Consider the following 12,159-nt stretch of genomic DNA (forward strand, 5'->3'; position numbering starts at 1 on the left):
GGGCACCGGCCTTTTGCATGGGGGGCGCCAAACAGCGGAAGTGATGGCTCACCCAGGCACAATGCATCGGACAGGGACCACACACACGCCCCGGATGCCACCCTACCGTTCCATCGACCACGTCATGCTGCGCCTGACCGCTGCGGAGCCCTTGTTCGATCTATTCAGCCGCGTGTTCGGCTTGCCCGTGGCCTGGCCTTTGCAGCGCACGGCTTTCGCCACCTACGGCTGGGTGCATGTGGGCAATACGGACCTGGAGCTCTGGGCCGCGGCGTCCAACGCCGACTTGCCCGCCCACGCGCAACCACCTCTCGTGCATGGGTTCGCACTCGAGCCTGCGGGGCCTTTGTCAGCGGCCATGGCGCAAGTCGCGGCACTGGGCATTCAATGCAAACCATCCCGGCCGTTCCAATCCACGAATGCCCACGGCGAAGTGGTCACGAACTTCACCAACTCTGTGCTGCTGGACCTGTCGGCACCTGAATGCTGCGTGTTCTTTTGCGAATGGAATGCCCAGGGGAGCATCTACCCCTGGGGTGAAGCCGCCACCCCCACGCAACGCCGCGCCCAGCACAGGCAGGCGCTGCAGGGTCAGGCTGGCGGCCCTTTGGGACTTCTCGGGCTGCAGACGGTGCGCATGGGCACGCCGGACCTTGCCGCGCACCAGTGCCGTTGGCAGGCACTCACCGGTACCCCGCCCGGCCATGCCGTCCGCCTCGCACCCGGCATCGGGCTGGAGCTGTTTCCCGCCGGGCAGTTGCGCATCGAATCGCTCACATTCGGCGTGCACTCGCTGGCCACGGCACGCGCCTTCCTGGCCCCCCGGCAGTTGCTGCAGGCAGACAGCACCACCGAGGACACACTGGCGCTGGCATGCGAAGGCCTGCAGATCCGCCTGGTCCAGGGCCCCGGCGAGCAGGCATAAAAAAACCCGGCAGGGCCGGGTTTTCAGGCCAGATCCGCGAGGATCTGGAGGGCTTGCTTGCTTACTTGTTTTCTCTTCTCACTTCTTCTGGCGGAACTTGCGCAATGCGGCGACTTGCGCTGCCAGGACGGCCAGCTCGGACTGGGCACGTGCCAAGTCGATCTCGCCCTTGGCATTCTTGAGGGCTTCTTCGGCCGATGCCTTGGCAGCATTGGCCTTCTCTTCGTCCAGGTCCTTGCCGCGGATGGCGGTGTCGGACAGCACGGTCACGCGGTTGGGCTGCACTTCCAGAATGCCACCTGCCACGAACACGAACTCTTCGCGACCGTCGGCCATTTCGATGCGCACCGAGCCCGGCTTGATGCGCGTGATCAGCGGGGTGTGGCGGGGAAAGATGCCCAGTTCGCCAGACTCACCAGGCAGCGCGACAAAGCGTGCTTCACCGGAGAAGATGGACTCTTCGGCACTGACCACATCAACGTGGATGGTGTTCATCATTGCTCCTAGGAAAAGGGGATGGGTTGCTCGATTGCAGTGGAAGGCCGAGCAGCGGTGGGCCGCTGCTCAGCCGCCGGGCAATCAGGCCACCTTCTTGGCCTTTTCGAAGGCTTCGTCGATGGTACCGACCATGTAGAACGCCTGTTCTGGCAGGTGATCGCATTCGCCGCCGACGATCATCTTGAAACCACGGATGGTTTCGGCCAGGGGAACGTACTTGCCTGGCGAACCCGTGAACACTTCGGCCACGTGGAAAGGCTGCGACAGGAAACGCTGGATCTTGCGCGCGCGGGCCACGGCCAGCTTGTCTTCAGGAGCCAGTTCGTCCATGCCCAGAATGGCGATGATGTCGCGCAGTTCCTTGTAGCGCTGCAGCGTGCCTTGCACCGCACGGGCCGTGGCGTAGTGGTCTTCGCCCACGACGTTCGGGTCCAGCTGACGGCTGGTGGAGTCCAGAGGATCCACGGCAGGGTAGATACCCAGCGAAGCGATGTCACGCGACAGCACCACGGTGGAATCCAAGTGGGCGAAAGTCGTGGCAGGCGAAGGGTCGGTCAAGTCATCGGCTGGCACGTAAACGGCCTGGATGGAGGTGATCGAACCGACCTTGGTCGAGGTGATACGCTCTTGCAGGCGGCCCATTTCCTCGGCCAGCGTAGGCTGGTAGCCCACGGCGGAAGGCATGCGGCCCAGCAGAGCGGACACTTCGGTACCGGCCAGCGTGTAGCGGTAGATGTTGTCCACGAAGAACAGCACGTCACGGCCTTCGTCACGGAAGGACTCGGCGATGGTCAGGCCGGTCAGCGCCACGCGCAGACGGTTGCCTGGTGGCTCATTCATCTGACCGTACACCATGGCGACCTTGGAGTCTTCGAGCTTCTCGAGGTTCACCACGCCGGAATCGGCCATTTCATGGTAGAAGTCGTTCCCTTCGCGGGTACGCTCGCCCACACCAGCGAACACCGACAGACCCGAGTGGGCCTTGGCGATGTTGTTGATGAGTTCCATCATGTTCACGGTCTTGCCCACGCCGGCGCCACCGAACAGACCCACCTTGCCGCCCTTGGCGAACGGGCAGACCAGGTCGATCACCTTGATGCCGGTTTCCAGCAGCTCTTGCGAAGGCGACAGTTCGTCGTACGCAGGGGCCTTGCGGTGGATGGATGCCGTCAGTTCCTGGCTCACGGGACCGCGTTCGTCGATGGGCGCGCCCAGCACGTCCATGATGCGGCCCAGCGTCGCCTTGCCCACGGGCACGGTGATGGCGTTGCCGGTGTTGGTCACCATGATGCCGCGGCGCAGGCCGTCGGACGAACCCAGGGCGATGGTACGCACCACGCCGTCACCCAGCTGCTGCTGCACTTCCAGCGTCAGCGTCGTGCCTTCGAGCTTCAGAGCATCGTAAATCTTGGGCATCTGGTCGCGCGGGAACTCAACGTCCACCACAGCGCCGATACATTGAACAATCTTGCCTTGCACTTGAGCCATTTTTCGCTCCAATTTAGATGTTGGTTGAGCTGCTTACACAGCAGCGGCGCCAGCCACGATTTCCGAAAGTTCTTTCGTGATCGCTGCCTGGCGCGTCTTGTTGTAGACCAGCTTCAACTCGCCAATGACGCTGCCGGCGTTGTCGGTGGCGGCCTTCATGGCCACCATGCGTGCCGACTGCTCGGACGCCATGTTTTCCGCAACCGCCTGGTAGATCAGGGACTCGACATAGCGGACCAGCAGATCGTCGATCACGGTCTGGGCATCGGGTTCGTAGATGTAGTCCCAGCCATGCTCGGTCTTCTCGGCCTGCATCTGCTCGGACGACAGGGGAAGCAACTGCTCCACCACCGATTCCTGGCGCATGGTGTTGATGAACTTGGTGTAGCTCAGGTACACCGCGTTGATCTTGCCTTCCGCGTAAGCGTCGAGCAGCACCTTCACAGGGCCGATCAGCTTGTCCAGATGGGGCGTGTCACCCAGGCCCGTCACGTGCGAAACCACCTTGGCGCCGACACGGTTCAGGAAACCCAGGCCCTTGTTGCCGATGGCAACCGCCTCGGTGGACACGCCAGCACCCTGCAGCTCACGCAGCTTGGCCGTCACGATGCGCAGCACGTTGGTGTTCATGCCACCGCACAGGCCCTTGTCGGTCGTCACCACGATCACGCCGGCCGCCTTGGCATCGTTCAATTTCATGAACGGGTGCACGTACTCCGGATTGGCGTGGCCGAGATTGGCTGCAATGTTGCGGATCTTCTCGCTGTAGGGGCGGGCAGCCCGCATCCGTTCCTGCGCCTTGCGCATTTTGGATGCAGCCACCATCTCCATGGCCTTGGTGATCTTCTTGGTGTTTTCCACCGATTTGATCTTGCCGCGTATTTCCTTGCCTGCTGCCATGATGGCTCCTCGTCCGGTTTAAGCGAACGACTTCTTGAACGCGCCGATGGCGGCGGTCAATTCGGCTTCAGCGTCCTTGTCCATGGCCTTGGCCTGTTCCAGCTTGGCCAGCAGTGCGGCATGGCTGGTCTTCAGGAACTGGTGCAGGCCGTGTTCGAAGTCGAGAACCTTCTTGACGTCGATGTCGTCCATGAAGCCCTTGTTCACAGCGAACAGCGTCGCGCCCATCAGCGAGATGGACAGGGGGCTGTACTGTGCCTGCTTGAGCAGTTCGGTCACGCGGGCACCGCGGTCCAGCTGCTTGCGGGTGGCTTCGTCCAGGTCGGAAGCGAACTGCGCGAAGGCAGCCAGTTCACGGTACTGGGCCAGGTCGGTACGGATACCGCCGGACAGGTTCTTCACCAGCTTGGTCTGGGCAGCACCACCGACGCGCGACACCGAGATACCGGCGTTGATGGCGGGGCGGATACCGGCGTTGAACAGGCTGGTTTCCAGGAAGATCTGGCCGTCGGTGATCGAGATCACGTTGGTCGGAACGAAGGCGGACACGTCGCCGGCTTGCGTTTCGATGATGGGCAGTGCGGTCAGCGAACCGGTCTTGCCCTTGACTTCACCCTTGGTGAAGGCTTCGACGTAGTCGGCGTTCACGCGGGCTGCGCGCTCGAGCAGGCGGCTGTGGAGATAGAACACGTCGCCGGGGTAGGCTTCGCGGCCTGGTGGGCGGCGCAGCAGCAGCGAAACCTGGCGGTAGGCCACGGCTTGCTTGGACAGGTCGTCATAAACGATCAGGGCGTCCTGGCCGCGGTCGCGGAAGTACTCGCCCATCGTGCAGCCCGAGTAGGCCGACACGTACTGCATGGCTGCCGATTCGGAGGCCGATGCGGCCACCACGATCGTGTAGTCCATGGCACCGGCTTGTTCCAGTGCGCGCACCACGTTCTTGATCGACGAAGCCTTCTGGCCGATGGCGACGTAGATGCAGGTCACGCCCTGGCCCTTCTGGGCGATGATGGCGTCGATGGCCACGGCGGTCTTGCCGGTCTGGCGGTCGCCGATGATCAGCTCGCGCTGGCCACGGCCCACGGGCACCATCGAGTCGATGGACTTCAGGCCGGTCTGCAGGGGCTGGTCCACCGATTTACGGGCGATCACGCCCGGAGCGACCTTTTCGATCACGTCGGTGAGCTTGGCGTTGATGGGACCCTTGCCGTCGATCGGCTGGCCCAGGGCGTTCACCACGCGGCCAACCAGCTCGGGGCCGACCGGCACTTCCAGAATGCGGCCCGTGCACTTGACGGTGTCGCCTTCGGAGATGTGTTCGTACTCACCCAGAATCACGGCGCCGACGGAGTCGCGCTCGAGGTTCAGGGCCAGGCCGAAGGAGGGCTGGCCGTCCTTGGTGGCGGGGAACTCAAGCATTTCACCGGCCATCACGTCCGACAGGCCGTGCACGCGCACGATACCGTCGGACACGGACACCACGGTACCCTGGTTGCGGATATCGCTGCTGGCGGCCAGACCTTCGATGCGGCTCTTGATGAGTTCAGAAATTTCTGCGGGATTGAGTTGCATGACTCTTTCCTTCTTTCTTTGGTTCGCTGTCCTCGCCGCGCGTTACGCGGTGAGGGCCGCTTTCATTTGTTCAAGACGGGCCTTGACCGAAGTGTCCAGCACCTCGTCACCCACCACTACGCGAATGCCACCGATCAGGGACTCGTCCAGCTGAACGGCGAGGTTGAGCTTGCGGCCGAAGCGCTTTTCGAGCGCCGAGCCGACCTCAGCCAGCGCTGCGGCGTCCATCGGGAAGGCGCTGTGCACCACGGCATCCGAAGAGCCGCTGCGGCGATTCACGAGGGCACGGAATTGCACGGCGACTTCCGGCAGCGCGTTGAGGCGCCCGTTGTCGATGACCGTGCGCAGGAAGTTCTTGGCCGTATCGGACAGCGCCGAACGCGCAACACCCGTGACGACGGCGAACACCTGGTCTGCCGTCACCTTGGGGCTGTCTGCCAGCTGGCGCAACTGGGGGTTGGCGGCAATGGCCGCCAGTTCATCGACCCAGTCAGCGGTGCTGGCCAGGTCCATGCCCGCGCCCGCAGTAGCGGCCTTGAACAGGGCTTCGGCGTAAGGGCGGGCAATGGTGGCGAGTTCAGCCATGTGTGTCCCCTTACAGCTCGGTCTTCAGGCGGTTGAGCAGGTCGGCGTGAACGCCGGCATTGACTTCCTTGCGGAGAATCTGCTCTGCACCCTTGACGGCCAGCGCGGCAACCTGCTCACGCAGGGCTTCGCGGGCTTGCACCGTTTGCTGTTCGGCTTCGGCACGGGCGGAAGCAACGATCTTGTTGCCTTCTTCCGTGGCGCGTGCCTTGGCTTCTTCGATGATGGCCTGGGCACGTCGGTCGGCGTCCGCAAGACGCGAGGCCGTTTCGTTGCGTGCCTGTGACAGTTCCTTCTCGACGCGCTGGTTGGCAGCGGTCAGTTCGGACTTGGCACGGTCGGCAGCAGCGAGGCCTTCGGCGATTTTCTGGGCTCGTTCATCCAACGCCTTCGCGATCGGGGGCCACACGAATTTCATCGTGAACCACACCAGGATCAGGAAGACGATGGCCTGAATGAACAGGGTCGCGTTGATACTCACGGCAACACCTTTCTAGAGTGGCGTTGAGTGGGAATTACTTGGGCAGGTTGGCCAAGAACGTGGAAGCGAAGGGGTTGGCGAAGGCGAACAGCAGGGCGATGGCCACACCGATCAGGAAGGCAGCGTCGATCAGACCGGCCAAGATGAACATCTTGGTTTGCAGTTCGTTGATCAGCTCAGGCTGACGTGCCGACGATTCGAGGAACTTGCCGCCCATCAGTGCGATACCGATGGAAGCGCCGATAGCGCCGAGGCCAACGATCAGACCACAAGCCAGAGCGACGAGACCGAGAATGTTTTCCATGATGACTCCTGAGTTAAAAAAAGAAAGGTTGAAAGGAAAGAGAAACGAAAGGGAACCGTTAGTGCGCGTTGTGCGCCTGACCGAGGTAGATCAGCGCAAGCATCATGAAGATGAAGGCTTGCAGCGAGATCACCAGAATGTGGAACAGCGTCCAGATGGTGCCAGCGATGACGTGGCCCACAGGCAGCAGCACACCCGACAGCGACAGCGCAGCCGCACCACCCATCAGGGCGATCAGCATGAACACCAGTTCGCCGGCGTACATGTTGCCGAACAACCGCATGCCATGCGACACGGTGTTGGCGACATATTCAATGACCTGCATGAGCAGGTTCACCACGCCCAGGATCAGGGCGAAGATGGGATTCTTGCTGGTGCCGAACGGGGCCGACACGAGTTCGTGCGCCCAGCCGCCGGCGCCCTTGATCTTCACGCTGTACCAGAAGCGCAGGATCAGGATGGCGAATGCCAGGCCCAGGGTAGTGGAGAGGTCGGCCGTGGGCACGACGCGCAGGTAGGCGTGGTGCGGGTCATGGCCGGCAGCGCCATAGATCTGGGCCCAGATGGCGGGCAGCAGGTCCACGGGCAGCATGTCCATGAAGTTCATCAGGAAGATCCAGACGAACACCGTGAGGCCCAGGGGCGCGATGAACTTGCGACTCTCGGCGTTGTGGATGTTGGCCTTGGCCTGGTTGTCCACCATCTCGACCAGCATTTCCACTGCCGCCTGGAAGCGACCGGGAACGCCGGAGGTTGCCTTGCGGGCCGCGGACCACAGGATCAAAAGGGTCAGAGCACCCAGAACCAAACCCACGATGATCGAGTCATAGTTGATGACCGTGAAGTCAACAATCTTGGTCTGGTTGACGTTTTGAAGATGCTGCAGGTGGTGAACGATGTATTCACTTGCAGTCGGAGCGTGCGCTTCTGCGGCCATCGGACAACTCTTCTCTATATCAATCGGTTTTTCGGACACCGGACCGCACCATGAGCGCGACCCAATACGTTTTCATCGTGAGCACCATGCCTGCCAGCAAGGCCAGCCACACCAGCCCCGGCACAACCCAGGGGGCCGCTGCCAGCAATGCAATGGTGAACACGATCTTGGCAATCTCCCAACCAAAGAACCCCGCCATGGAGGCGCCCGCATTTCCGGACGCCATCTGGCGCGACATACCGCGGGCGAACAATGCGGCCGGAGCCACCACTGCAAGCGCGCCGTAGGCGGCAGACCAGCCCACCTCGGTCCTGCCCGTCAGCCCCCAGGCCACCAGGGCCACGAGCACGCCGACAAGCGCCTGACCCGCCACCACCCTCCACATCGAGACAGGTGGGTTGCGGCTTCGCCACTGCTGCGCTTCCTGCGCGGTCAGGGGCTTGAAGTCAGAATCTTCAGCCTCAGTTTCAGTCTCAGGGGCGATTGTTTTCATTGTTGAGTAACGCCCGTGTTACAGACTGCAAATTTCACAAAGCCTCTAATTATAAGTAAAAACCCGTGCGCAGCGACAAAGACCCGCAATCGGGACTGAAAGGGGTGCGCTCGCCAGCACCTTTGTGGTGACCCACCAACGCCCGCCCGGGCGCTGGGGTTCCCGGTTATGCACCGAAAAGGCGCACATCCGTGTGACACATCCACGACACCGCGAAGGGCTTGCCGCACAATGGCCTTGCCCGCACCGCCACCGCAACCGTAGCACCTGCCCATGACGTCTTCTCCTTTGCCACCGAACCTCACCATCCTCGACTCCTCCTCTGCGGATGCCCGCAAGGACTCGCTGATCGAATACCCCTCGCGGTTCCCGATCAAGGTCATGGGCGCCAAGGTGGATGGCTTCGTCCATGCAGTGACCGAGCTGGCTCGCCAGTACGACCCGACCTTCGACCCTGCCACCATTGAACTGCGCGACAGCAGCAAGGGCAATTACCTCGGAGTTACTGTCACCATCACGGCCACCAGCCGCGAGCAGCTCGACGACCTGTACCGGGCCCTGTCATCGCACCCCCTCGTCAAGGTGGTGCTCTAAGTCCGTGGCCATCGATCTGCGCACCCTGGGGCGGGTGGACTACGCCGCCACCGTGCAGGCCATGCAGGACTACACGGCCACGCGCACGGCCGACACGCCCGATGCGCTGTGGCTGTGCGAGCACGACGCGCTCTACACGCAAGGCCTGGCGGGCAAGAGCGATCACCTGCTCAATCCCGGCACGATTCCGGTGGTGCCCACCAACCGCGGCGGCCAGGTCACCTTCCATGGCCCGGGCCAGGTGGTGGCCTACCCGCTCATCGACCTGCAGCGCGCGGGCTACTTCGTCAAGGAATACGTCTACCGCGTCGAAGAGGCGCTGATCCGCACCCTGGCGCACTTCGGCGTCACCGGCCACCGCGTGGCCGGTGCCCCGGGCATCTATGTGCGCCTGGATGACCCGCACAGCCACGCCATGCTGCCGCAGCGCCCGCAAAAGCGCGAGGCCGCCGGGCCTGGCGAGCCGGATTTCGCAGGCCTCGGGAAGATCGCCGCACTGGGCATCAAGGTCAGCCGCCACAGCACCTACCACGGCGCCGCGCTCAACGTGGCGATGGACCTGGAACCCTTCGGCCGTATCAACCCTTGCGGCTACGCGGGACTGCAAACCGTGGACCTTTCTACAATCGGGGTCCAAACCACCTGGGACGATGCCGCCAAGGTGCTGGGCCAGCAGCTCGGCATCCGCCTGTCTCCCTGAACCGCCACCAAGCCATGAGCACCACCGACGTCGTCCGCGAAGCGCAGTCCATCGAAGCCTACAACCCGCTGGCCAAGCAGAAGGCCGCGGCCAAGCTGTCGCGCATTCCGATCAAGGTCGAACAGGGCGAAGTGCTCAAGAAGCCCGAGTGGATCCGCGTCAAGGCCGGCTCGCCCACCACGCGCTTCTACGAGATCAAGGACATCCTGCGCCAGAACAACCTGCACACGGTGTGCGAAGAGGCGTCCTGCCCCAACATCGGCGAATGCTTCGGCAAGGGCACGGCCACCTTCATGATCATGGGCGACAAGTGCACGCGCCGCTGCCCGTTCTGCGACGTGGGCCACGGCCGTCCCGACCCGCTGGACAAGGACGAGCCGCTGAACCTGGCGCGCACCATCGCCCAGTTGCGCCTGAAGTACGTGGTGATCACCAGCGTCGACCGCGATGACCTGCGCGATGGTGGCAGCGGCCACTTCGTGGAATGCATCCAGAACATCCGCGAGCTCTCGCCGCTCACGCAGATCGAGATCCTGGTGCCCGACTTCCGCGGCCGCGACGACCGCGCGCTGGAGATCCTCAAGGCCGCGCCACCCGACGTGATGAACCACAACCTGGAAACCGCGCCGCGCCTGTACAAGGAAGCGCGCCCGGGTTCGGACTACCAGTTCAGCCTGAACCTGCTCAAGAAGTTCAAGGCCCTGCACCCCAAGGTGCCGACCAAGAGCGGCATCATGGTCGGTCTGGGCGAGACGGACGAAGAAATCCTGCAGGTGATGCGCGACATGCGCGCACACGACATCGACATGCTGACCATCGGCCAGTACCTGTCGCCCAGCAACAGCCACCTGCCGGTGCGCCGCTATGTGCACCCCGACACCTTCAAGATGTTCGAGGAAGAGGCCTACAAGATGGGCTTCAGCCACGCCGCCGTGGGTGCCATGGTGCGTTCGAGCTACCACGCCGACCAGCAGGCCCACGCCGCCGGCGTGTAAGACCTGCTGCGCCGCCAACGCGCCCTGCCCTCCTGCCCATGGACACCACCGGCTCGCTCTCGCTGCGCCGGTATGGCCCCTCCCCCGGCAGCCACAGCCATGACCACTTCCAGGTGCTGCTGGGCCTGGCCGGCGCGCTGGAGCTGGAGATCGATGGACGCGGCATGCGCGTGGCCACCGGCGGCGGCTGCGTCATCGCACCGGGCGCGCACCACGATTTCGAGGCCACCGGTGGCAGCCTGTGCCTGGTGCTGGACAGCAGCGACATGGGCTGGACGCACTGCACCGCCCCGGCATTGCAGAGCGCCCCGCCGCCCCCGGCGCTGACCCTGGCCCGCTACCTCGCCAGCGCCCTGCAGCAGGGCCGCCCCCTGGCCCAGGCCCACGGGCCCGCGCTGCTGCTGGAGGCCTGGCTGCCCCCCTCCCCCGCCTCCCGGACGCCGAACCCGCTGGACGCCACCGCACGCCGGCGCGCCATCGACTGGCCCGCGCTGCGCGCCTGGGCCGCACTGCAATGGCACCGGCCGCTGTCGGTGGCCGACATCGCCCGGCAGGTGCACCTGAGCCCAAGCCAGTTCGCCGCGCGTTGCCGCGAGGAACAAGGCCAGGGCGCGATGGCCTGGCTGCGCAGCCAGCGGCTCGAACACGCCCGCTTGCTGCGCTCGGGTGGCATGGCTGTGGCCGAGGTGGCGCGGCGCACGGGCTACCGCTCACCTTCGGCCCTCACGGCGGCCCTGCGCCGCGGCTGACCGGCCCGGCTCCACGACCGGGGGATGGCGACGACGCTCCGTCGTTGCGCGATGCCCGGCGCGCTTACAGTGGCCGCATGCAAGCCAATCTCTATGCCCTGGGCGCCATTGCGCTGTGGGCTTCCCTCGCCTCGCTGGGCGTGTCGCTGACCCATGTGCCGCCCTTCCTGCTGACCGGGGTGGCGCTGATCATCGGCAGCGTGCCGGCCTGGCCCTTCGTGCTGCGCGACCCGTCGCAGTGGCGCATTCCGCTGCGCACGCTGGCCCTGGGCGTGTACGGGCTGTTCGCCTACCACTTTCTCCTGTTCATCGCGCTGCGCCACGCGCCACCGGTGGAGGCCAACCTGGTCAACTACCTGTGGCCGCTGTTCATCGTGGTGCTCGCACCCGTGCTGTTGCCTGGCGTGTCACTGCGCTGGCCGCACGTGCTAGCGGCACTGCTGGGCTTCGGCGGCGCGGCGATTGCCATCGTGGGCGGCCGCGAGCTCAGCGGCACCCTGGCCTGGGGCTACCTGCCGGCCTTCGCAGCGGCGTTGATCTGGGCCACCTATTCGCTCATGACCAAGCGCGTGGCGGCCTTTCCGACCACGGCCATAGGGCTCTTCGGCCTGGTCTCGGGCGTGCTCTCGCTGTTGTGCCACGTGGCGCTGGAGCCCGCGGCCACCCTGGCGCCGCGCGACTGGATGCTGCTGGCCGTGCTGGGCCTGGGGCCGCTGGGTGCTTCGTTCTTCCTGTGGGACAAGGCGCTCAAGCTCGGCGATGCCCGGCACATCGGCATCCTGAGCTACATCACGCCCCTGGCCTCGACCGCCTTGCTGATCGTGGTGAGCGGCCGCGCGTTCAGCGCCAGCATCGCGCTGGCCACGGCCATGATCATCAGTGCGGCCATCCTGGGCATGCGGGCGAAGTAGAGAAAGAACACCCCGCAAGCGCCAACA

15 protein-coding genes are annotated in these 12,159 nt (G+C 64.3%); 6 read left to right on the plus strand and 9 right to left on the minus strand.

Annotated elements, in window-relative coordinates; genetic code table 11:
• The first annotated feature begins 94 nt into the window (after positions 1-94).
• Positions 95-925 carry a hypothetical protein gene (locus PMI14_RS00195; protein WP_007847724.1) on the plus strand — a complete coding sequence of 277 codons (831 nt, stop codon included), beginning with the start codon at positions 95-97 and terminating at the stop codon, positions 923-925.
• Positions 926-1,003: 78 nt separating this feature from the next.
• Here the strand turns inward: PMI14_RS00195 and PMI14_RS00200 are convergent, their stop codons facing one another.
• The 9 genes from PMI14_RS00200 to PMI14_RS00240 all read right to left on the minus strand — a co-directional run bounded on the left by PMI14_RS00200 (position 1,004) and on the right by PMI14_RS00240 (position 8,183).
• Positions 1,004-1,420, minus strand: coding sequence for a F0F1 ATP synthase subunit epsilon (locus PMI14_RS00200; RefSeq protein ID WP_007847729.1), 417 nt, complete (start codon positions 1,418-1,420; stop codon positions 1,004-1,006).
• A gap of 84 nt (positions 1,421-1,504) precedes the next feature.
• Positions 1,505-2,911 (minus strand): F0F1 ATP synthase subunit beta, encoded by a 1,407-nt coding sequence (gene atpD, locus PMI14_RS00205; RefSeq protein WP_007847731.1) that lies wholly within the window; start codon positions 2,909-2,911, stop codon positions 1,505-1,507.
• Positions 2,912-2,944: 33 nt separating this feature from the next.
• Positions 2,945-3,811, minus strand: coding sequence for a F0F1 ATP synthase subunit gamma (gene atpG / locus PMI14_RS00210; RefSeq protein WP_007847732.1), 867 nt, complete (start codon positions 3,809-3,811; stop codon positions 2,945-2,947).
• 18 nt (positions 3,812-3,829) lie between these two features.
• Positions 3,830-5,383: a F0F1 ATP synthase subunit alpha gene (gene atpA, locus PMI14_RS00215; protein WP_007847735.1), complete on the minus strand. Its 1,554-nt coding sequence runs from the start codon at positions 5,381-5,383 to the stop codon at positions 3,830-3,832.
• Between the two features lie 42 nt (positions 5,384-5,425).
• A complete protein-coding gene (locus PMI14_RS00220; protein ID WP_007847738.1) occupies positions 5,426-5,968 on the minus strand; it encodes a F0F1 ATP synthase subunit delta in 543 nt (180 codons plus the stop codon).
• 10 nt (positions 5,969-5,978) lie between these two features.
• On the minus strand, positions 5,979-6,449 hold the full coding sequence (locus PMI14_RS00225) for a F0F1 ATP synthase subunit B (protein ID WP_007847746.1): 471 nt from the start codon (positions 6,447-6,449) through the stop codon (positions 5,979-5,981).
• A gap of 34 nt (positions 6,450-6,483) precedes the next feature.
• Complete coding sequence (atpE, locus tag PMI14_RS00230) at positions 6,484-6,753, minus strand: F0F1 ATP synthase subunit C (protein WP_007847749.1); 270 nt, start codon at positions 6,751-6,753, stop codon at positions 6,484-6,486.
• A gap of 58 nt (positions 6,754-6,811) precedes the next feature.
• Entirely contained in the window at positions 6,812-7,690 is an 879-nt protein-coding gene (gene atpB / locus PMI14_RS00235; RefSeq protein WP_007847753.1) for a F0F1 ATP synthase subunit A, read from the minus strand.
• Positions 7,691-7,709: 19 nt separating this feature from the next.
• A complete protein-coding gene (locus PMI14_RS00240; RefSeq protein ID WP_007847755.1) occupies positions 7,710-8,183 on the minus strand; it encodes an ATP synthase subunit I in 474 nt (157 codons plus the stop codon).
• A gap of 273 nt (positions 8,184-8,456) precedes the next feature.
• Between PMI14_RS00240 and PMI14_RS00245 the strand changes: the two genes are divergently transcribed.
• The 5 genes from PMI14_RS00245 (at position 8,457) to PMI14_RS00265 (ending at position 12,132) form a co-directional block, all read left to right on the plus strand.
• Entirely contained in the window at positions 8,457-8,777 is a 321-nt protein-coding gene (locus PMI14_RS00245; RefSeq protein ID WP_007847757.1) for a YbeD family protein, read from the plus strand.
• Between the two features lie 61 nt (positions 8,778-8,838).
• Positions 8,839-9,477, plus strand: a complete 639-nt coding sequence (lipB, locus tag PMI14_RS00250; protein WP_238541779.1) for a lipoyl(octanoyl) transferase LipB — start codon at positions 8,839-8,841, stop codon at positions 9,475-9,477.
• Between the two features lie 14 nt (positions 9,478-9,491).
• Complete coding sequence (gene lipA / locus PMI14_RS00255) at positions 9,492-10,472, plus strand: lipoyl synthase (RefSeq protein WP_007847763.1); 981 nt, start codon at positions 9,492-9,494, stop codon at positions 10,470-10,472.
• Positions 10,473-10,510: 38 nt separating this feature from the next.
• Positions 10,511-11,221, plus strand: coding sequence for an AraC family transcriptional regulator (locus PMI14_RS00260; RefSeq protein WP_007847765.1), 711 nt, complete (start codon positions 10,511-10,513; stop codon positions 11,219-11,221).
• Between the two features lie 77 nt (positions 11,222-11,298).
• Entirely contained in the window at positions 11,299-12,132 is an 834-nt protein-coding gene (locus PMI14_RS00265; protein WP_007847767.1) for a DMT family transporter, read from the plus strand.
• The last annotated feature ends 27 nt before the right edge of the window (positions 12,133-12,159 follow it).

It is taken from the genome of Acidovorax sp. CF316, assembly GCF_000276605.1.
GTDB lineage: Bacteria > Pseudomonadota > Gammaproteobacteria > Burkholderiales > Burkholderiaceae_C > Acidovorax.